At 66.9% G+C, this 20,145-nt stretch carries 20 protein-coding genes; 8 read left to right on the top strand and 12 right to left on the bottom strand.

Annotated elements, in window-relative coordinates; genetic code table 11:
- Positions 1-38 precede the first annotated feature (38 nt).
- On the top strand, positions 39-2,372 hold the full coding sequence (locus JFY56_RS03505) for a hybrid sensor histidine kinase/response regulator (RefSeq protein ID WP_236032410.1): 2,334 nt from the start codon (positions 39-41) through the stop codon (positions 2,370-2,372).
- Positions 2,373-2,693: 321 nt separating this feature from the next.
- On the opposite strand, the gene JFY56_RS03510 is transcribed toward JFY56_RS03505, so the two are convergent.
- The 3 genes from JFY56_RS03510 to msrB form a co-directional block, all read right to left on the bottom strand.
- Complete coding sequence (locus tag JFY56_RS03510; RefSeq protein ID WP_208312073.1) at positions 2,694-3,179, bottom strand: MarR family winged helix-turn-helix transcriptional regulator; 486 nt, start codon at positions 3,177-3,179, stop codon at positions 2,694-2,696.
- Positions 3,176-3,661, bottom strand: coding sequence for a glutathione peroxidase (locus tag JFY56_RS03515; protein ID WP_208312074.1), 486 nt, complete (start codon positions 3,659-3,661; stop codon positions 3,176-3,178). The genes JFY56_RS03510 and JFY56_RS03515 overlap by 4 nt, the downstream gene beginning before the upstream one ends.
- A 107-nt stretch (positions 3,662-3,768) precedes the next feature.
- Positions 3,769-4,164: a peptide-methionine (R)-S-oxide reductase MsrB gene (msrB, locus tag JFY56_RS03520; RefSeq protein ID WP_208312075.1), complete on the bottom strand. Its 396-nt coding sequence runs from the start codon at positions 4,162-4,164 to the stop codon at positions 3,769-3,771.
- A gap of 314 nt (positions 4,165-4,478) precedes the next feature.
- On the opposite strand from msrB, the gene JFY56_RS03525 reads away from it, so the two are divergent.
- The 3 genes from JFY56_RS03525 (at position 4,479) to htpX (ending at position 7,184) form a co-directional block, all read left to right on the top strand.
- Complete coding sequence (locus tag JFY56_RS03525; protein WP_208312076.1) at positions 4,479-5,690, top strand: pyridoxal phosphate-dependent aminotransferase; 1,212 nt, start codon at positions 4,479-4,481, stop codon at positions 5,688-5,690.
- 23 nt (positions 5,691-5,713) lie between these two features.
- Positions 5,714-6,163 carry a hypothetical protein gene (locus tag JFY56_RS03530; protein WP_208312077.1) on the top strand — a complete coding sequence of 150 codons (450 nt, stop codon included), beginning with the start codon at positions 5,714-5,716 and terminating at the stop codon, positions 6,161-6,163.
- A 148-nt stretch (positions 6,164-6,311) separates the two neighbouring features.
- Positions 6,312-7,184, top strand: coding sequence for a protease HtpX (gene htpX / locus JFY56_RS03535; protein WP_208312078.1), 873 nt, complete (start codon positions 6,312-6,314; stop codon positions 7,182-7,184).
- A gap of 152 nt (positions 7,185-7,336) precedes the next feature.
- On the opposite strand, the gene modC is transcribed toward htpX, so the two are convergent.
- The 3 genes from modC to modA are packed head-to-tail and all read right to left on the bottom strand — an operon-like array spanning position 7,337 to position 9,874.
- On the bottom strand, positions 7,337-8,419 hold the full coding sequence (gene modC, locus JFY56_RS03540; protein WP_208312079.1) for a molybdenum ABC transporter ATP-binding protein: 1,083 nt from the start codon (positions 8,417-8,419) through the stop codon (positions 7,337-7,339).
- 1 nt (position 8,420) lies between these two features.
- Positions 8,421-9,098 (bottom strand): molybdate ABC transporter permease subunit, encoded by a 678-nt coding sequence (gene modB, locus JFY56_RS03545; protein ID WP_208312080.1) that lies wholly within the window; start codon positions 9,096-9,098, stop codon positions 8,421-8,423.
- Between the two features lie 20 nt (positions 9,099-9,118).
- Positions 9,119-9,874, bottom strand: coding sequence for a molybdate ABC transporter substrate-binding protein (modA, locus tag JFY56_RS03550; RefSeq protein ID WP_208312081.1), 756 nt, complete (start codon positions 9,872-9,874; stop codon positions 9,119-9,121).
- 152 nt (positions 9,875-10,026) lie between these two features.
- Here modA and JFY56_RS03555 point away from each other — a divergent pair, with 152 nt between their 5' ends.
- The 4 genes from JFY56_RS03555 (at position 10,027) to egtD (ending at position 13,507) form a co-directional block, all read left to right on the top strand.
- Positions 10,027-10,455, top strand: coding sequence for a TOBE domain-containing protein (locus JFY56_RS03555; protein ID WP_208312082.1), 429 nt, complete (start codon positions 10,027-10,029; stop codon positions 10,453-10,455).
- A 206-nt stretch (positions 10,456-10,661) separates the two neighbouring features.
- Positions 10,662-11,150, top strand: coding sequence for a GFA family protein (locus JFY56_RS03560; protein ID WP_208312083.1), 489 nt, complete (start codon positions 10,662-10,664; stop codon positions 11,148-11,150).
- A gap of 110 nt (positions 11,151-11,260) precedes the next feature.
- Positions 11,261-12,544, top strand: a complete 1,284-nt coding sequence (gene egtB, locus JFY56_RS03565; protein WP_208312084.1) for an ergothioneine biosynthesis protein EgtB — start codon at positions 11,261-11,263, stop codon at positions 12,542-12,544.
- Positions 12,545-13,507, top strand: a complete 963-nt coding sequence (gene egtD, locus JFY56_RS03570) for an L-histidine N(alpha)-methyltransferase (RefSeq protein WP_208312085.1) — start codon at positions 12,545-12,547, stop codon at positions 13,505-13,507. It abuts the gene before it with no gap.
- Between the two features lie 7 nt (positions 13,508-13,514).
- Here egtD and JFY56_RS03575 read toward each other — a convergent pair whose 3' ends face one another.
- The 6 genes from JFY56_RS03575 to JFY56_RS03600 form a co-directional block, all read right to left on the bottom strand.
- Positions 13,515-13,844, bottom strand: a complete 330-nt coding sequence (locus tag JFY56_RS03575; protein ID WP_208312086.1) for a DUF3325 domain-containing protein — start codon at positions 13,842-13,844, stop codon at positions 13,515-13,517.
- Positions 13,844-15,376: a PepSY-associated TM helix domain-containing protein gene (locus JFY56_RS03580; RefSeq protein WP_208312087.1), complete on the bottom strand. Its 1,533-nt coding sequence runs from the start codon at positions 15,374-15,376 to the stop codon at positions 13,844-13,846. The genes JFY56_RS03575 and JFY56_RS03580 overlap by 1 nt, the downstream gene beginning before the upstream one ends.
- Positions 15,373-15,681, bottom strand: a complete 309-nt coding sequence (locus tag JFY56_RS03585; protein ID WP_208312088.1) for an iron transporter — start codon at positions 15,679-15,681, stop codon at positions 15,373-15,375. The genes JFY56_RS03580 and JFY56_RS03585 overlap by 4 nt, the downstream gene beginning before the upstream one ends.
- Positions 15,681-18,080, bottom strand: a complete 2,400-nt coding sequence (locus JFY56_RS03590) for a TonB-dependent receptor domain-containing protein (protein ID WP_208312089.1) — start codon at positions 18,078-18,080, stop codon at positions 15,681-15,683. Before JFY56_RS03590 ends, JFY56_RS03585 begins: the two co-directional genes overlap by 1 nt.
- A 256-nt stretch (positions 18,081-18,336) precedes the next feature.
- A complete protein-coding gene (locus JFY56_RS03595) occupies positions 18,337-19,335 on the bottom strand; it encodes a FecR family protein (protein ID WP_208312090.1) in 999 nt (332 codons plus the stop codon).
- 109 nt (positions 19,336-19,444) lie between these two features.
- Positions 19,445-19,996, bottom strand: a complete 552-nt coding sequence (locus JFY56_RS03600) for a sigma-70 family RNA polymerase sigma factor (protein ID WP_236032412.1) — start codon at positions 19,994-19,996, stop codon at positions 19,445-19,447.
- Positions 19,997-20,145: the final 149 nt, after the last annotated feature.

Genomic DNA, 20,145 nt, shown 5'->3' on the forward strand with positions numbered 1-20,145 from the left:
TGGGCTATCCTACGCGGCACCGATGCCGCCCCGAGGCGATGTTCCCCTCCCCCATGGATATTGCGCTTACCCATCGCCTTTCGTTCAAGCAGGCCGGCCTCACCGTGCTGGTGGCGTTCCTCCTGGGCACGCTGCTCAGCGTCATCCAGGTGGGGGTCGATTATGCCAGCCAGGACGCCTCCATCAACCGCGAAGTGCGCGCGCTGCTGGATGTCAGCCACAACCCGGCGGCCCGCATCGCCTACAACATCGATACCGAGCTGGCCCGGGAACTGGTGGCTGGCCTGCTGCGCTCGCCGGCGGTGATCGAGGCGGAGATCGTCGACAACACCGGCACAGAAATGGCCAGGGCCGAGCGACCGTTCGGCGAAAGCCGGCTGCGCGGCGTCAGCGACTTTCTCTTCGGCCACCTGCGCATCTACGAGGAACCGCTGTACCTCGACCATGCGCCCGGCGAAGTGCTGGGCACGCTGAGCCTGAAGATCGACACCTTCGTGTTCGGCAACGATTTCCTGCGGCGCGCCGGCATGACCTTCCTCTCCGGCGTCGTGCGCAGCCTGCTGCTCTCGCTGATCCTCCTGGTGCTTTTCTACATCCTGCTGACCAAGCCGCTGGTCAGCCTGATCGAATCCCTCAGCCGCCAGGACCCGCGCTCGCCGTCGCGGCCGAACCTGCCCTGCCCGCGCGGCCACGAGCACGACGAGATCGGCGTGCTGGCCCAGGTCACCAACCAGCAACTGAGCCGCATTTCCGTGGAGATGCAGCAGCGGCGCGAGGCCGAGGACCGCCTGACGCAGTACCTGTCCGAGCTGGAAAGCATCGTCGCCGCGCGCACTGCCGAACTGAAGGCGGCCAACGCGCGCCTGACGCAATCCAACCAGGATCTCGAACGCGCCCGCCAGACCGCGCTGGACATGGCCCAGACCCGCGCCACCTTCCTCGCCAGCATGAGCCACGAAATCCGCACACCACTCAACGGCCTGCTCGGCATGCTTGGCCTCGCCCTCGACGGACCGCTGAGCGCGGAACAGCACCAGCAACTGTCCATCGCCCATGACTCGGGCAAGGTGCTGGTCAAGCTGCTCAATGACGTGCTTGACCTGTCGAAGTTCGAGTCTGGCCAGTTCGAACTGGAAAACATCCCGTTCGATCTCGGCCTGCTGATCGAGGACACCGCCTGCCTGCTGTCGCAGCACGCCGCGCCGGGCGTGGAGCTGACCTGCCTGATCAGCCCGCAGTTGCCGGCACAGTTGAGCGGTGACCCCACGCGGGTGCGCCAGGTGGTCAGCAACCTGCTCTCCAACGCCCTCAAGTTCACCCGCCTGGGGCGCGTCGATGTGCGTGCCGAAGCGGTGCCGGGAGGAGTACGCATCAGCGTGCGCGATACCGGCATCGGCATCGCCGCGGACTCCCTGCAGCGCATCTTCCAGCCCTTCACCCAGGCCGATCCGGCCATTACCCGCCAGTACGGCGGCACCGGCCTGGGCCTGGCGTTGACCCGCAAGCTCTGCGAAGTGATGCAGGGCGAGTTGCAGGTCAGTTCCCGGCTTGGCCATGGCAGCGAGTTCACCGTCACCCTGCCGCTGCAAGCACTCACTCCCGCCGCCACGCTGGCGCCACTCAAGGGCCGGGTGATCGCCCAGTGCGCCGTCGGCAGCGGGCTGGCGGAACTGCTGCAGACCTGGCTGCCGCGCTGGCAGATCGACTACCGGCGCCTGGATATCGACGACAGCCTTGCCGGCGTGGAGCTGGATGCACTGCTGTCCGACTGCCCCGAATGCCTGCTCGGTCTGCGCCAGCGGATGGAAAAGCCGGTTCTGCTGGTGACGGCGTACGGCAGCTTCCTGGAACCGGAAACCACCCGACAGCTCGCGCCACTGCGTCAGCTGGCGCGGCCGCTGACCCGGGCAACGCTCTACCAGGCCCTGCAGAAGGCGCTCGAAGTGCAAGCGGCGCCAGCGCCGGCAGTCACGACCGGGCACCACCAGCGCTATGCGGCGCAGGTACTGCTGGTGGAGGACAACCCGGTCAATCAACTGGTCGCCAAGGGCATGCTGCAGAAGCTGGGCTGCGCGGTGCGCGTGGCCGGCAACGGCGAGCGCGCGCTGGGTATCCTCAGGGAAGAGGAGTTCGACCTGGTGCTGATGGACTGCAACATGCCGCTCATGGACGGCTACGAGGCCACCCGCCTGATCCGTAACAGCGGCAACTGGCCGGACCTGCCGATCATCGCCCTGACCGCCAACGTCCTGCCGGAAGAGCGCGAACGCTGCCGCGCGGCGGGCATGGACGACTACCTGGCCAAACCCTTCCACCGCGACGAACTGGTCGCCATCCTCGAACGCTGGGTCAACCACACGGTCGGCAGTTGACCGCTGGATGGGTGATCGAGGAGCAACTGTTTTGCATCCTGCGTAACCACGTGGCTGGGCCAGAACTCGCGTAGGTTGGTGCTGAACGCAGTGAAGCCCAACGATGGCGATGTTGGGCTTCGCGTTGCTCAGCGCCAACCTACGGTAGCTCCGGCGCAGGGGACGTAGGATGGGTTGAGCGAAGCGATACCCATGAGCCAGGTGCAAATGACCGTTGATGGGCATCGCAAGCTCAACCCATCCTACGAACCACGTATGACCTGCTTTTGTAGGAGCGGCCCATGGCCGCGATGGACCGAGGGTCGCGGGCATGGCCCGCTCCTACGGGCGCGACCCCAGCGCCAGCAATTGCTCCAGCAGGTCGCCCAGCCGGCCATGCAATTCACCCAGGGCATTCGGGTCCAGGCCGCTGCCGCATAACAATCTCTGGCGCAGCGGCAGGACCTGTTCGCGCATCGCCAGTCCGGCGGGCGTGAGGCCGATATGCACTTCGCGCTCGTCGTGGCGGGCGCGGCGGCGCTGGATCAGGCCGAGCTGTTCCAGGCGCTTGAGCAGCGGCGTGAGCGTGCCGGAATCGAGCATCAGGCGCTCGCCCAGCGTCTTCACCGAGGGCTGCGCCGGCGGTTCGGCCTGCCATTCCCAGAGCACCAGCATCACCAGGTACTGCGGGTAGGTCAGGCCGAGCGCGTCGAGCATCGGCCGGTAGCCGCGGATGATCGCCCGGGAGGCGGCATACAGGCGGAAGCACAGCTGGTTGTCCAGCAGCAGTTCCGGATCGGCGGCCAGCGCCCTGCTCTCTTCGCTCATTTCAGCAGCGCTTCGATCTCCGAAACCATGTGCTCCGGCTTGGTCAGCGGGGCGAAACGCTTGATCACCTTGCCGTCCCTGCCGATCAGGAACTTGGTGAAGTTCCACTTGATGCGCTGGCTGCCGAGCGCCCCCGGAGCACGCTTCTTCAGCTCCACATAAAGAGGATGAGCGTCGCTGCCATTCACCTCGATCTTCTTGAACAGCGGGAAGCTGACGCCGAAGTTCATCTCGCAGAACTGCGAAATCTCGCCCTCGCTGCCCGGTTCCTGGCTGCCGAACTGGTTGCAGGGGAAGCCGAGCACCACCAGCCCCTGGTCCTTGTACTTGCGCCAGAGGTTCTCCAATCCCTTGTACTGCGGGGTGAAGCCGCACTGGCTGGCGGTGTTGACCACCAGCAGCGCCTTGCCGCCGAAGTCGGACAGGGTTTTCTGCTCGCCTTTGATGGTCGTGCAGGGAATATCGAGAATTGCGTCGCTCATGGGGATGCTCCGGGTGAGTGGGATGCGGATAACGTAGCGAGCAAATAAATTGCGTGCAATTCAATTACTCAAAAGATAGGCCCGACCTGATGGGCGGGCCCGGGAACTCAGGTGCGCGGCACCAGCTTCAGCGATGCCGAGTTGATGCAGTAGCGCAGGCCGGTCGGGCGCGGACCGTCGGGGAACACATGGCCCAGGTGCGCATCGCACTGCTTGCAGCGCACCTCGATGCGATGCATGCCATGGCTGGAATCCTCGTATTCGGCGATCGCCTCGGCGGAAACCGGCTGGAAGTAGCTTGGCCAGCCGCTGCCGGAATCGTACTTGGCGTCGGAGTCGAACAGCGCCGTGCCGCAGCAGACGCAGTGATAGATACCGGGGGTCTTGGTGGCGTAGTACTCGCCGGTGAAGGCCCGCTCCGTCCCGCCGAGGCGGCAGACATGGAACTGCTGGTCCGTCAGTTCCTCGCGCCAGCTTTCCAGGGGCTTTTCGATCTTGTCCATCGGCATACCTCATCTTCGAAAAAAGCCCGGCCGCTCTCTTTTCCGGGAACCGGGCCGCACGTATGATGCGTGACTGCAAGAGCTGGTTCAGAATCTGCCGCGCGAAACCCCTTCAGCGATAAAAAAGCCTTAAAAAAGGCACTTTTTCGCTCATATCTCCGCTTTCCAGGCATTTTCCAGATATACGGCCGTGGCGCGCGAGGCTCCGGACCAGTTCTACTGACGCCAGTCTGTCACCCGCGTTACAGCCTGCCAAGCCGAGCGCTCCACGCCCGGCCGCTGGCGCGGGGTTCGTCCACTTCGGGAACCACATCATGCAGGTCAGCAAATCGAACAAGCTCGCCAACGTCTGCTACGACATCCGCGGGCCGGTGCTCAAGCACGCCAAACGCCTGGAAGAGGAAGGCCATCGCATCCTCAAGCTGAACATCGGCAACCCGGCGCCGTTCGGTTTCGAAGCGCCTGACGAAATCCTCCAGGACGTCATCCGCAACCTGCCGACCGCCCAGGGCTACAGCGACTCCAAGGGCCTGTTCAGCGCGCGCAAGGCGGTGATGCAGTACTACCAGCAGAAGCAGGTGGAAGGCGTCGGCATCGAGGACATCTACCTCGGCAACGGCGTATCCGAGCTGATCGTGATGGCCATGCAGGCGTTGCTGAACAACGGCGACGAAGTGCTGATCCCGGCGCCCGACTACCCGCTGTGGACCGCCTCGGTGGCGCTCGGCGGCGGCAAGCCGGTGCACTACCTGTGCGACGAGCAGGCCGGCTGGTTCCCCGACATTGACGACATGAAGGCGAAGATCACCCCCAATACCAAGGCATTGGTGCTGATCAACCCGAACAACCCGACCGGCGCGGTGTATTCGAAGGAAGTCCTGATGGACATCGTCGAACTGGCGCGCCAGCACAACCTGGTGCTGTTCTCCGACGAGATCTACGACAAGATCCTCTACGACGAAGCCCAGCACATCTCCACCGCCTCGCTGGCGCCGGACGTGCTCTGCCTGACCTTCAACGGCCTGTCCAAGTCCTACCGGGTGGCCGGCTTCCGCTCCGGCTGGGTGGCGATTTCCGGTCCGAAGCACAAGGCGCAGAGCTACATCGAGGGCCTCGACATCCTCGCCAACATGCGCCTGTGCGCCAACGTGCCGAGCCAGCATGCGATCCAGACCGCGCTGGGCGGCTACCAGAGCATCAACGACCTGGTGCTGCCGCACGGCCGCCTCTACGAGCAGCGCAACCGCGCCTGGGAACTGCTCAACGACATCCCCGGGGTCAGCTGCGTCAAGCCGATGGGTGCGCTCTACGCCTTCCCGCGCATCGATCCGAAGGTCTGCCCAATCCACAACGACGAGAAGTTCGTCCTCGACCTGCTGCTCTCCGAGAAGCTGCTGATTGTCCAGGGCACCGCCTTCAACTGGCCGTGGCCGGACCACTTCCGCGTGGTCACCCTGCCCCGCGTCGACGACCTGGAACAGGCCATCGGCCGCATCGGCAACTTCCTCAAGACCTATCGCCAGTAAACGGAGCACGGCGGCGCCATCCCATGGACCTGCAGATCGATGATTTCTACAAGGATGCCGCCGCCGGCCTGCTCACCCTGTACCGGGCCTTCCCGCGCAAGATCGCCCTCTACGTCGAGGACCTGATCGGCCGCGAGGACCCCGACGAGTTCGGCCTGCCGAGCATTCGTCACCAGAGTTGTCTGGGCACCCTCATCTGGCTGGCCGAGGAAGGCTACCTGCGCTTCGACAGCGCCATCCGCTACGAAGCCCTCGACCAGGCGGTGCTCACCGAGAAGGCCTTCCTCCGCCTCACCCGCTGCGTGCCCCACGCCGTGCGCGATGGAGAGCTGCCGCCAAGCGTGCGCCGCGAGCAGGCGACGCTGGCCTTCCAGTTGCGCTCCGCACTCGCCGAGCGCCATGGCGAACGCGTCGCCCGCCTCACCCGCATGGTCTTCGAAAGCGATCTGCCCCGCGCCAGCGACATAGTTTGAAATAGTCGCCGCGTTGAATAGCGTATGGGCCGCCCGTATATACCCGCCATAATTTCAACAGTCTTTACGGCGCCGCCGCGCGCGCCCACGGAATCACGACAATAATTTCAGTCGCAAAGCGCCTGATACCTGAGGAGTAGCCTTTTCCATGATGCGCATCCTGTTGTTCCTGGCCACCAACCTGGCAGTTCTGGTGATCGCCAGCATCACCCTCAAACTGCTCGGAGTGGACCGCTTCACCGGCCAGAATTACGGCAGCCTGCTGATCTTCTGCGCCGTGTTCGGCTTCGCCGGCTCGCTGGTCTCGCTGTTCATCTCGAAGTGGATGGCGAAGATGAGCACCGGCACCGAAATCATCAGCCAGCCGCGCACCCGTCATGAACAGTGGCTGCTGCAGACCGTCGAAGAGCTCTCCCGCGAAGCCGGGATCAAGATGCCCGAGGTCGGCATCTTCCCCGCTTACGAAGCCAACGCCTTCGCCACCGGCTGGAACAAGAACGACGCGCTGGTAGCGGTCAGCCAGGGCCTGCTGGAACGCTTCTCGCCGGAAGAAGTGAAGGCCGTGCTGGCCCACGAGATCGGCCACGTGGCCAACGGCGACATGGTCACCCTGGCGCTGATCCAGGGCGTGGTGAACACCTTCGTGATGTTCTTCGCGCGCATCTTCGGCAACTTCGTCGACAAGGCGATCCTGAAGAACGAGGACGGCCCGGGCATCGGCTACTTCGTTGCGACCATCTTCGCCGAGCTGGTACTGGGCATCCTCGCCAGCATCATCGTCATGTGGTTCTCGCGCCGCCGCGAATTCCGCGCCGACGAAGCCGGCGCCCACCTGGCCGGCAGCGGCGCGATGATCGCCGCACTGCAACGCCTGCGCGCCGAACAGGGCGTGCCGGTGCAGATGCCCGACACCCTGGCGGCCTTCGGTATCAACGGTGTGCTGAAGCACGGCCTGGCCGGCCTGTTCATGAGCCACCCGCCGCTGGAAGAACGCATCGAGGCCCTGCGCAACGCACGCTGAGCCACACGACAAACCGTTTTTTTGGGACAGGGCGACGAAAGTCGCCCTTTTTTTATCAGCGCCATGCTGCCCATGCAGGTTGGCGCTGAGCTTGCGAAGCCCAACGGTGCAACGCCCGGCAGATGTTGGGCTTCACTGCGTTCAGCGCCAACCTACGCCAGCAGCGCTACGGATTTGATCTGAGCCCATACCGGCAGCCCCGGCTTCAAGCCGAGCTGGTCGTGGGAAAAGCGGGTGATCCGCGCCAGCAGCGGCGTACCGGCGACATCCAGCTTCACCAGCCGGTGCGCCGGATTGTCCGTGTCGACGATCTCAGCCACCGTCGCCGGCAGCACATTGAGGATGCTGCTGTGCGCCTGCCGCTCCAGGCTCAGGCTGACGTCCCGCGCCTGGACCTTGATCCGCAATGCCCTGCCCTGCGCCAGCGCGGCGTGGGCAAGACGAATGCCCAGGTCAGTCCCCGGCAGGCCGACGCTGAGCAGGCCGTAGTCCGCGTCATGGCCGAGCACATGGCCGTCGATGACCACGCCGGCGTCTTCCAGCAGCGAGGTCGGCAGGTCGGTACGCGCCAGGGTGGCGCCGACCGGTCCGCTGGCCAGCACGCGGCCACCCTCCAGCAGCACCAGATGATCGGCCAGCCGCGCGACTTCGTCCGGCGAGTGGCTGACGTAGAGGATCGGGATATCCAGCTCGTCGTGCAGGCGCTCCAGGTACGGCAGGATTTCCGCCTTGCGCTTGAGGTCGAGGGCGGCCAGCGGTTCGTCCATCAGCAGCAGCTTCGGGCTGGTGAGCAGCGCCCGCGCCATGCCGACCCGCTGCCGCTCGCCGCCGGAAAGGTTGCGCGGCATGCGCTCCAGCAGGTGATCGATGCCGAGCAGGTCGACGGCCTGCCGCAGTTCGACGCGATGCTGGTCGCGCGGCACGCGCTTCATGCCATAGGTGAGATTGCGCCGCACCGACAGGTGCTCGAACAGATTGGCCTCCTGGAACACATAGCCGATGGCGCGCTTGTGCGGCGGCAGGAACAGGCCGCGCTCGCTGTCCTGCCAGACTTCGCCGTTCACCGCCAGATAGGCCGTGGCGGCCTTCTCCAGACCGGCGACGCAGCGCAGGCAGGTGGTCTTGCCCGAGCCGGAATGGCCGAACAGCGCGCTCACTCCGCGTCCAGGCATTTGCAGGTCCACATCCAGGCTGAATGCCGGATAGTCCAGGCGGAAACGCGCCTCGATACTCATTTCAGGTCCATGACTGCGAGCGCCGGCTGGCATACACCGCCAGCAGCACGAAGAAGGAAAACACCACCATGCCGCCGGCCAGCCAGTGCGCCTGGGCGTACTCCATGGCCTCGACGTGGTCGAATATCTGCACCGAGACCACGCGGGTCTTCTCCGGGATGTTGCCGCCGATCATCAGCACCACGCCGAACTCGCCGACCGTATGGGCGAAACCGAGGATGGCGGCGGTGACGAAGCCCGGCCGGGCCAGCGGCAGGACCACGCTGAAGAAGCAGTCCAGCGGGCTCGCCCGCAGCGTCGCGGCGGCCTCCAGCGGGCGCGTGCCGATGGCTTCGAAAGCGTTCTGCAGCGGCTGCACCACGAACGGCAGCGAATAGAACACCGAGCCCACCACCAGCCCGGCGAAGCTGAACGGCAGCAGGCCGATGCCCATTTGCTGGGTCAACTGGCCGATGGGACCGTTCGGCCCCATGGTCACCAGCAGGTAGAAGCCGATCACCGTCGGCGGCAACACCAGCGGCAGCGCCACCACCGCGCCCACCGGCCCCTTCAGCCAGGAGCGGGTGCGTGCCAGCCACCAGGCGATCGGCGTGCCGATCAGCAGCAGGATCAGGGTGGTCAGCGATGCCAGTTCGAGGGTCAGGACAATGGCCGAGATATCCGCCGACGTCAGGGGCATCGCTGTTTCCTTCCTTGTGGTTAGAGCTCGTAGCCGTAGGACTTGATCACGGCAGCCGCCTTCGGTCCCTTCAGGTATTCAACCAGGGCCTTGGCCGCCGCGTTGTCCTTGCCCTTGTTGAGGATCACCGCATCCTGGCGGATCGGTTCGTGCATGTCGGCCGGCACGATCCAGGCCGAACCGCTGCTCACCTTGCCATCCTTGTAGATCTGCGACAACGCCACGAAGCCCAGTTCGGCATTGCCACTGGACACGAACTGGTAGGCCTGGGTGATGTTCTGCCCCTCGACGATCTTGCCGGCGAGCTGCCGGGTCAGGCCGAGCTTGTCCAGCACCTGGGTGGCGGCCAGGCCGTAGGGCGCGGTCTTCGGGTTGGCGATGGAGAGGTGCTGGAACTCGTTCTTCTTCAGCACCTCGCCCTTGTCATCGACATAGCCGGTCTTCGGCGACCACAGCGCCAGGCTGCCGATGGCGTAGGTGAAGCGAGAGCCGGGAACGATCTCCTTTTCCTGCTCCAGCTTCGCCGGGGTGCTGTCGTCGGCGGCGAGGAACACCTCGAAGGGCGCGCCGTTCCTGATCTGCGCATAGAACTGCCCGGTGGAGCCGTAGGCGGCGACCAGCTTGTGCCCGGTGTCCTTCTCGAAGTCCTTGGCGATGGCCTGGATCGGCGCGGTGAAGTTGGCGGCGACGGCGACCTGAACCTCATCGGCCAGGGCAGCGTGCATGGCCAGGCAGGAGGCGATGGCCAGGGTGAGGCGGGCGAAACGATGTTTCATCTGATTGCTCCAGGGAGGTGTCGTTGTGATTTGGATGAACCGAACGGAGCCGGGGCGGTTGGTCTATAACTCCAGGCGCCCCGAAGGAAAGCCGACCGGCCCGGCAGCGAGCCGCTCCGGCGAAAGAAACCCAGAGCCCAGGAGAACAGGCCATGAAAGTCAGCGCACGCAACGTATTCAAGGGAACCGTCAAGAACCTGCGCGATGGCGCGGTGAACGCCGAGGTGGTGGTCGCCCTGCCCGGCGGCGCCGAGCTGGTGGCGATCGTCACCGAAGGCAGCGTGAAGAGCCTGGGCCTGGCCCAGGGCAAGGAGGTCTACGCGCTGGTCAAGGCGCCGTGGGTGATGCTGATGACCGAAGGCAGCGACATCCGCCTGTCCGCGCGCAACTGCCTGCCGGGCAAGGTCAAATCCGTGGCCGACGGCGCGGTGAATGCCGAAGTGGTCCTCACCCTGGATGGCGGAACCGAAGTGGTCGCCGTGGTCACCCGCGATGCCGTCAACGAACTCGGCCTGGCTCCTGGCGTCAGCGCGACGGCGGTGATCAAGGCTTCCCATGTGATCCTCGGAGTTCCTGCCTGATGACTATCCGGAGAGCCCGCCGCGAGCGGGCTCTCTTCCCTGCCCCGCAATTTGCCAGAGCGCGGCGTCTTGCACAGCACCCGTTATAGCAAAAATTACATAACGAAAGAGGTATTGCCGCGACAATGGATGCGAATGCCGGGCATGCATTCTGCATTTTCTGACCTAAAGGTCAATTTCTAGATCCTGTAGCGGAGGATCACGCCATGCGTCTCGAAGGCTCCTGCCACTGCGGCGCCGTCAGGTTCAGCCTGGAAAGCGCCCACCCCTACCCGTATCAGCGCTGCTACTGCTCGATCTGCCGCAAGACCCAGGGCGGCGGCGGTTATGCGATCAATCTGGCCGGCGACTCGCGCAGTCTGAAGGTGCGCGGGGCCAAGCGGGTCAGCGTCTACCACGCGAAGATCAAGCCGGAAGGCGCCCGCCGCGCCTACACCAGCAGCGCCGCCCGGCATTTCTGCAGCCTCTGCGGCAGCGCGCTGTGGCTGTACGACCCGACCTGGCCCGAGCTGATCCACCCGTTCGCCTCGGCCATCGACACGCCGCTACCGGTCCCGCCGGAGCACACCCACCTGCTGCTCGACTCGAAGGCGCCGTGGGTGGAAGTGGATGAGCGGCCGGGCGACAAGCTGTTCGACGGCTATCCCGAAGAGTCCATCGCGGAGTGGCATGAACGTCTGGGATTGTGTCGGTAAGAGCATTTCATCCCTAGCGTTCGTGGCCTGATTCCAATTGCAACTTTCGATATTCCGTCGAGTCAGTTCCAATTAGACCCTATGCCCGCGTCCGCCCAAGGAGAAGCGCCATGCGCCATCCCGTTCGCGAGATTTCGGAATCAGGTACACCGGCTCTGCTGCAGCGCTTCCGGCACGTGCGTGCAGCCAGCGAGGCGATCTGCGCGCCGCTGTCCGTCGAGGACCAGGTGATCCAGAGCATGCCCGACGTCAGCCCGCCGAAGTGGCACCTGGCGCATGTCAGCTGGTTCTTCGAGGCCTTCCTGCTGAAGCCCTTCCTGCCCGGCTACCGCACGCCGGAGCCGCTCTACGACCACCTGTTCAATTCCTACTACGAGACCCATGGCACGCCCTTCACCCGTGCCCGGCGCGGGCTGATCTCGCGGCCCGGAGTGGCCGAGGTCATTGCCTTCCGCGCGCATGTCGACCGGGCCATGGAGGAACTGCTCGGCGCGCCGCCGGAGCAGCACGCCGAAGAGATCGCCCGCCGCGTCGAGCTCGGCCTGCAGCACGAACAGCAGCACCAGGAACTGCTGTTCATGGACATCAAACACATCCTCGCGCAGAACCCGCTGCACCCGGCCTATCGCACCGACCTGGCGCCGCCACCGACGACGCCGGCCGCGCCGCTGCGCTGGCACGAATACGCCGGCGGCCTGCACCAGATCGGCCATGACGGCCAGGGCTTCGCCTTCGATTGCGAGATGCCGCGCCACCGTGAATTCCTCGGCGACTTCCGCCTGGCCAGCCGGCCGGTGAGCAACGGCGACTACCTTGGCTTCATCATCGACGGCGGCTATGCGCGCAGCGAGCTGTGGCTGTCCGACGGCTGGAACGAGGTGCGCCAGCACGGCTGGCACGCGCCGCTGTACTGGCTGTGGGAGGACGACGAGTGGTACGAGCTGACCCTCGGCGGCCTGCGCCCGCTGGACCTCAACGCGCCGGTCTGCCACCTGAGCTTCTACGAGGCCGACGCCTACGCCAACTGGGCCGGCGCGCGGCTGCCCACCGAGGCGGAGTGGGAAGTGGCGGCGGCGAAGCTGCCGCTGCAGGGCAACTTCGTCGACAGCGACCACTTGCAGCCGGTCGCCGCGGCGGACGATCCGCATGCGCCGCAGCAGATGTTCGGCGATGTCTGGGAATGGACCGGCAGCGCCTACCGCCCCTACCCGCGCTTCCAGCCGCTGCCCGGCAGCCTGGGGGAATACAACGGCAAGTTCATGAGCGGCCAGATGGTGCTGCGCGGCGGCTGTTGCGCGACACCGCGGGACCACATCCGCTGCACCTACCGCAACTTCTTCTATCCCGCCATGCGCTGGCAGTTCGCCGGACTGCGCCTGGCCAAGGAGGCTTGAATGGCCCTCGCAGTCAACTTCCACGACCGCCTGGCGCACGACGACAGCGCCTCGCTGCGCGATGAAGTCCTCGCCGGATTCGCCGCCGGGCCGAAACGCCTGGCGCCGAAGTTCTTCTACGACCGGCGCGGCTCCGAGCTGTTCGAGCAGATCACCCGCCTGCCCGAGTACTACCTGACGCGCACCGAGGAAGGCATCCTCGCCAGCGCCGCCGACGACATCGCCGACCGCCTCGGCCGCGACGTCACCCTGGTGGAACTGGGCAGCGGCGCCAGCCGCAAGGTCCGCCTGCTGCTGGAGGCACTGCGCCCGGCGCGCTACCTGGGCATCGACATCTCCCGCGACTTCCTCCTGAGCAGCACGCAACGACTGGCCGACGACTATCCCTGGCTGAACGTGCACGCGCTGCACGCCGATTTCTCCCACCCGCTGGCGCTGCCCCGTCCGCTGGATGACGGGCGGCCGGTGGCGTTCTTTCCCGGTTCGAGCATCGGCAACTTCACCCCGAACGAGGCGCGCATCTTCCTGCGCAACCTGCACCGCCTGCTGCCGCGCGGCGGCGGCCTGCTGATCGGCGTCGATCTGGCCAAAGACCCCCGCATCCTCGAAGCGGCCTACAACGACAGCGCCGGCGTGACCGCCGCCTTCAACCTGAACCTGCTGCAGCGCATCCGCCGCGAACTGGACACCGACCTCGACCCGTCGCGCTTCCGCCACCACGCCTTCTACAACGAGGCGCAATCGCGCATCGAGATGCACCTGCTCAGCACCCGCCCGCAGACTGTGCGCGTGGAAGGCCGGCGCTTCATGTTCCGCGACGGCGAGAGCCTGCACACGGAGAACTCCTGCAAGTACAGCATCGACGCCTTCCGCGAACTGGCCGGCTCCTCCGGCTTCCGCCCGGCGGCGCTGTGGACCGATCCGCAGCAGTGGTTCAGCGTGCATTACCTGACGCGGGAGTGACGCCGGCTCAGAACGAAGCCGCCAGCGCGACAAGCAGCAGGAGCGGCGGAGCACCCAGCGCGGCAAGGCGCGGACGGAAGGCGAAAGCCAGGACGAAGCCGAGCGCCATCACCGACAGCAGGACGCACCAGACCACCGGGCCGATGTTCCAGCCCCAGCGGAAAACCGACACGGCGAACGCCGCCAGCAGGCACAGTCCGCCGCCGAGCCGCAAAGCCAGGCGACGCAGCGGCGCGGAGGCACCACCGGCGACCTGCCGATGGTGGCGGTCCATGGCCAGCGCCCAGGCTGCCCAGCCGGCATAGAGCAAGGCCGGCACCGCGAGTGGATGGAGCATCATTCGGGCCCCCCCGGCGTTGCGTTTGCGGCGACATCCCGGCGGCTGGCCTGGCGCCGCAGGCGGATGGCCAAGGCAGCCAGCAGCAGGCCGCTGGCCAGCGCGGTGAGATCGACCAGCGCCAGGCGCCAGTCGCCCTGCGGCAGCGTACGCAGCAGGTGGCTGTCGCAGGTCAGGCCGTTCACCAGCGGCACGAGCATGGCCAGCAGCGCAGCGCCGGCGAGCAGCTCGCTCCAGAGCCGCGCCGGCGGGCGCACACAGGCGTACAGCAGGGCCGCGCCCCATGCGGCGAAGAAGCTGCCGACTTCCCAGCCGGCCCGCCCGGCGAGACCCGCCGGCAGCAGCCGGTTGGCCAGCAGGTAGGCAGCGCAGGCCAGCAGCGTTCCGCCGACCGCCGCCGGATTGAGCCGCGCGGCGAGGCGCACGACGGCGGCATCGCGGCCGCTGCGCTCGCGCTTCAGCGTGAACAGCAGCAGGCCGGTGACGATCATCGCGCAACTGCCCAGGCCGGCGAGGAAATACAGCCAGCGCAGGAAGTCGCCGCCGAAATGGGCGAAATGCAGGCCGCCCATCACCCGCTCCGTCAGGTAGCTGGCGCGCGGCTGCAGGCGCTGGGCGACGATCCCGCCGCTGCAGCCATCGAACACCAGCGCATCGCTGACCCGCGCCAGGCGGTCGTCGCGGCTGCGGAAGACATGCACCAGCGCGCCCGCATCACCGGGATTCTGTACCAGCAGGGACGCTACCCGGCCGACCCCGAACTGCGCCTCCGCGCGCTCCAGCAACGGGCCGAGCGGCTGCAACGTGCAGGCCTCGCCGGATACTGGACGCACCACCGGCGGCACCAGTTCGGTGAAATAGGCCCTGGCATCGCCGGCATACAGCGCCTGGATCGCCGCCGGCATATAGAAGGCATAGAACAGCACCAGCCCGGTGTAGGTGATCATCAGGTGGAACGGCAGCAACAGCACGCCGCTGGCATTGTGGGCGTCCAGCCAGGCGCGCTGGGTCGCGGCGCGCGGGCGGAAGGTGAAGAAGTCGCGGAAGATCCGCCGGTGGATGACCACCCCGGTGACCAGCGCCGCCAGCATGGCCATGGCCAGCCCGCCGACGATCCACACGCCGGGCTTGCCCAGCCCCAGGCTGTAGTGGAAGCGCGAGAAGAATGCGCCGCCCTGGGTGGCGCGCACGTCGAGCAGCGTGCCGCCGAGCGGGTCCAGCCAGCGGCTGCTGCCCTTCCCGTCCCGGGCCTGCCAGGCGATCTGCAGGCCCGGGTCGCGTACGTCCGGCAGGCTGATGCTCCAGCTGCGCGCACCTTCGGCCCCGGTTCGCAGCAGGCGTTCGGCGACGGCCAGCGCGTCGCGGTCCGATACACGCGCCACGCCGTGCAATTCCGGCTGCATCCAGTAGCCGATCTCCGCCTTGAACAGCGCCAGGCTACCGGTCAGGAAAACCGCGAAGAGCAGCCAGCCGGCGAACAGCCCGGCCCAGGTGTGCAGCCAGTCGAAGGACTGGACGAGGGAACGCTTCACGGCCGCCCCTCCCCCGGCCATCCGGCGACCGCCACGGCCAGCGCGGCGAGCAGCAGCAGGCCGAGCCAGAGCCGCCCCGGGCGCGGGGTGGCGAAGGTCCACAGGAGGATGCCGAGGTAGATGGCGAAGGACGGCAGCGTGGCGACCAGCGCCGCGTCGGGCCGCTCCAACGGCAGCAACGCGGCCAGGCCGGCGGTCAGCGCGTAGCTGACCAGGTAACCGCCGGGCACGGCGGCGAGCACGCGCAACGCCACCGCACCGGCATGCCGCCATCGTCCATCGCAGGTTCCGCTGCGGGTCGCCATCACCAGTACAGCTCGGTGCTGACGCCGACGGTGCGCGGCGCGTTGCGCTGACCGACCGCCGGGCTGCCGAAGGTGGGCGTGACTTCGAAGTATTCCTCGTCGAAGACGTTGTTGGCGAACAGCGTCACGGCGAAGCGCTCGCTTTCCACCCCGGCGGAGAGATTCACCGAGTTGCGCTCGTCGAGGTCGACGAAATTCCCCGCATCCGCATAGCCGCCGCGCGTCACGTAGTACTCGGCACGCAGGATGGCGTCCAGCTGGTCGGTCAGCGCCATGCGGTAGGTCGAGGCCAGGTTCAGGGTGTGGGTCGGCACATCGGGAATCCGCTTGCCGCTCACGTCCATGGTGGTGCCGGCGCCGTTCGGCGGCAGCGCCACCTGGACCTGCGGCGCGTCGTCGAACTCGGCCAGCAGGTAGCCATAGGCCGCGCTCAGTTCGAGGCCCTCCAGCGGCAGGGCGCGCAGCGACAGTTCGGCGCCATCGGTGACGCCGTCGCCGACGTTGCTGAAGAAGCTGGTAGCGCCGATCCGGGTGCGCAGCTGGAAGTCTTCCTGCTTCTGGTGGAACAGGCTGGCATTGAGGACCAGCCGGTCGTCGAACCACTGGCTCTTGGCGCCGACCTCATAGCTGATCACGTCCTCGGGATCGAAGGTGGCCTCCCCCGGGAATGGCGTCGGGCCGAAGTTGACGCCACCGGACTTGTAGGCGGTGGCGACCTTGGCGTAGGTCATCAGGTGCTCGTTCCAGTCGTAGGCGAGGCTCAGGCCGGGGTTCCAGCGCTTGTAGGTGTCGTCGCTGTCGTTGACGAACAGCGTGGTGAACCGCGGCGCGGCGGCGGTCTTGCGCAGCAGTTCCACCGACACATCCTTGTCTTCCTGGGAATAGCGCAGGCTGCCGGTCAGGCGCAGGCCGGCGAGAATCTCGTAGGTCGCCTCGCCGAAGACCGCGTACTGCTCGATGCGGCCGTCGATCAACGCCCGGTCCAGGCGCCGGTCGGCCAGCCGGGTGGTGTCCTGGCGGGTGTCGATGTCATCGCGGAAGTAGTTGAGGCCGACCACCCAGCTCAGCGGCCCGCCCACTTCGTCCGGCGAGCTGAAGCGGAATTCCTGGTTGATCTGCCTGGCGTCGAAGGTATTGAAGATCGAGGCGACCGGCGCCGCGGTGCCGTCGCCGTCGCTCAGCAGTTCGCCGTCGGGCAGGCTCAGCCCGCTGATGGAACGGACGGTCAGCCAGTCGCTGGCCAGCCACTTGATGTCGCTGCTGTAGCGGGTCGAATTGCGCGAGGTGCGGCCGAGGATGTCGTTGATGCTGTGGTCCGGGTCGTCGGCCGTGACCAACGCCGTGCCGGGCAGGCGCTGCTCGATGCGCTCGGCGCCGAACACCATGTCCCAGTCCTCGTGAGGCGTGATGCCGACCTTGAAGCGCCCGCCGTCGCGCGCCATGTCCTTCTCGTCGCGGCCGACGGTGCTGTTGGACAGGTAGCCGTCGCGCTCGTCGTGGAAGCCGGCGATGCGGAAGCGCAGGTTGCGGCTCTCGGTCGGCAGGTTGAGCATGGCTTCGAGGTTGCGCGCGTCGTAGTTGCCGGCGCCGGCCTTGACCCTGGCCTCGAAGATGTCCGTGGGGTTGGCCGTCTGGATGTTGATCGCGCCGCCCACCGCGTTGCGGCCGTAGAGGCCGCCCTGCGGGCCGAGCAGGACGTTGACCTGGTCGATGTCGAACAGCGGGATGTTGTTGTTATTGCCCTGGATGTAGTTGTAGGCGCCGTCGACGTAGAGTCCTATGCCGGCATCGGTGTTGTTGTTGCGGGTCGAGTTGCCGCGCAGGTTGATCACCACGTCGCCGTTCGAGCGTTCCTCGAAGAAGGCGTTCGGCGTCTGCCGCAGCACGCCCTCGATGCCACGGGTCTGGCTGCGTTCCAGCTCCCGGCTGTCGAAGACGTAGTCGCTGCCGGCCACCCGCTGCACATTCTCGGGGCCGCGCTTGGCCTTGATGAGCACGCTGGGCAACTGGAGGATGGCGCTGTCGGGCTCGGACTCCAGCAGCACGTCGCCGTCGGCGGTGAGCTGGAAGGTGATGCCGGTGCCGGTCAGCAGCCGCTGCAGCGCCTGCTCGGGCGGCATGGTGCCGCGCACGCCCGGCGAGTTCCGGTCCCTGACCAGATTCGCGTCGACGGAAACCTGCAGGCCCGACTGCAGGCCGAACCGCGCCAGGGCATCGGCCAGCGGCATCGCCGGAATATCGAAGCCCCGCTCGGCCGCCTGGGCCAGTTGCAGACCATCGCCCTGCGCCGACACGGCCGTCGATCCCTGTCCCTGTTCGGCCAGCGCCGAACCGGTCACCGCCATCACTGCCAGGACGCCGCCCAGCATCCGGCCCTTGCCACCCCCGGTGTATCCCATTTTCCCCTCCCAGATTCGTCGTTGATGCGGGGTAGACGCAAATGCAACTGCGCCGCATTCCCCCTCCATGCAAACAACGTCGGGGCGACGATTTTTTTCGGAAGAAAATGCGCGGATGGCGAAAATTTTTTTGATTCTTCCCGGCGCGCTCGCTTCGTAGGGCGGGTGCAACCCGCCAGTCAGGAGCTGCGATGGCGGGTTGCACCCGCCCTACCTTGCCCCGGAATTCCGCGAGCCGGCCCGCTCTGGGACGGGCTCAGCCGGCGGATATCACCAGCAGCCAGGGCGATACCTGGCGCACCTTGCCGCCGTGCGCGCCGGCCAGGATGCGCAGCGCGGCGGCCGGGTCGGCGAGGTTGTACACGCCGGTCACCCGCTGCCCGGCGAACGCGTCGTCGGCCAGGATGATCAGCCCCTGGTGGTAGCGGCGCAGTTCCTCGACCACTTCGCCCAACGGCCGGTCGCGCACCACGATCTGCCCCTGCCGCCACGCCGCCACCTGGTCGGCCGGCATGCTGCCATGCTCGACCGCGCCGTCCCGCCCGAGGCGCAGCCAGTCGCCCTTGCCCAGGCGCGCCGGCAGCGGCGCCGGGGCGCCGGGTTGCTCGACCAGCACCCGCCCATGGTCGACCGCGACGGCCACGCTGTCGCCGTCCCGACGCACCTCGAAGGCGGTGCCAAGTACAGTGGTCCGCACCTCGCCGGCCTGCACCCGGAACGGGCGCGCGGCGTCGGCGGCCACCTCGAAGAACGCCTCGCCCCGCAGCAACTGCACGCGGCGCTCGCCCTGGACGAAGGCGACGGCGATGGCGCTGTCGGCGCCCAGCCGCACCTGGCTGCCGTCCTCCAGGCGCAATGTGCGCTGCTCGGCGGTGGCGGTCAGGTGGTCGGCTTCCATTCGCAGCAGCAGGGACGGCATCGCCGCCAGCGCCAGGCAGGCAGCCATGGCACCGAGCGCCAGCCGCCGGCGCCAGGCAGTCCGCCGAGGCGTTCGCGGGGACAGGCTCGCCGGAGCCGGAGCCGCCGTGGCAGCCTCGCGCGGCGCCCAGTGTTCGGCGTGACGAGGCTGCAACTGGCCCATCATCTGGTAGACATCGGCGGTGTCCGCCCAGGCCAGGGCGTTGGCCGGACTGGCGTCCAGCCACGCCTCGAAGCGCGCCTGCAGCGCCGCGTCGTCGGGGTCTTCCTCCAGGGCAATCAGCCAGCGGGCGGCCTCCGCCGTTGCGCGCTCCTGATCTTCAGCCGGTATTGTCATGCCTCTCCCCTGGCCCACGCCGTCGGCACACGGCGCACACACAGCAATCGGAACTCCTCTCCAATAAACGTCAGAGGAGCCGGTTTTTTCGGAAAATTGCGATTCACCGCTATGGTGACGGGCGCACCCGGCGCCGGCAATGGGCGATGCCGTCGGCGACGATGTCGTGGGCGACGGTCACCGACACACCGAGATGGGACGCGATGTCCTTCAGCTTGCAGCCACCGAGCCGGCGCATCTCCAGGGCGATACGGGTGCGCTCGGGCAGTTCGGCCATCGCCGCCATGAGCAGTTCCAGCTCGCGACTGGCCAGCGCTTCCGCCTCGGGCGAAGTGGCTTCGCCGGTGATTTCCTCTTCCGCCACTTCGTTCCGACGCCCCTCGCGCACCGCCCGGCGGCGACCGTCGAGAGCGAGGTTGCGGACGATGCGGTACAGGTAGCCGAGCGGTTCCTCCAGCGCGCGCCCATCCGCCGCCGCGCCGAAGCGCAGCCAGGCCTCCTGCAGCACGTCCTCGGCCTGGGAGCGGTCGCCAACGATGCCGCTGGCGTAGTTCAGCAGCTCGCTGCGATGGGCCAGATACAGGCTGAGCATCCCGTCGCGCACGCGTCGTCGGTCCTCGTGAGTGGGTGGTGCGGTGAACTCCGCATGGATTATTTGCAAATCAGAATCCATCGCATTTGTGGAGCGAAGGCTATCTGCCACCTCCCGCCACGTCAACGTGCCGACGACGAAACCGGCAGCGCCCGGACGCATTCGCGTCCGGGCGCTGGATATTCAGCGATTGCGCCGGTCGTCCGGCTCGGCCCGTC

This window comes from Pseudomonas schmalbachii (assembly GCF_017589465.1).
In the GTDB taxonomy this organism is placed as follows: domain Bacteria; phylum Pseudomonadota; class Gammaproteobacteria; order Pseudomonadales; family Pseudomonadaceae; genus Pseudomonas; species Pseudomonas schmalbachii.